This is a genomic window from Paenibacillus sp. 102, assembly GCF_039549175.1.
Taxonomy (GTDB): domain Bacteria; phylum Bacillota; class Bacilli; order Bacillales; family Bacillaceae_G; genus Bacillus_A.
Genome location: NZ_JBCGHT010000109.1, coordinates 1 through 238, shown reverse-complemented (window position 1 = coordinate 238; position 238 = coordinate 1). Strand labels below are relative to the sequence as shown.

The window sequence follows — 238 nt, the reverse complement described above, 5'->3', positions numbered from 1 at the left end:
GGGACAAGGTCCCAACTACCATCGGCGCTAGAGAGCTTAACTTCCGTGTTCGGTATGGTGGGAACGGGTGTGACCTCTCTGCCATCATCACCAAACTATTGAAGGTATATTCCTTCAAAACTAGATAACGCTTCATATTATATGGTTAAGTCCTCGATCTATTAGTATTCGTCAGCTCCACATGTCACCATGCTTCCACCTCGAACCTATCAACCTGATCATCTTTCAGGGATCTTAC

Annotated in this window: 2 rRNA genes; both read right to left on the bottom strand. The window is 45.4% G+C overall.

The annotated features are described in order from the left end of the window. Positions 1-95: ribosomal RNA gene (rrf, locus tag AAIE21_RS29540) — 5S ribosomal RNA — on the bottom strand; the annotation flags it as partial. 46 nt (positions 96-141) lie between these two features. Beyond that, positions 142-238, bottom strand: a 23S ribosomal RNA gene (locus tag AAIE21_RS29535); the annotation flags it as partial.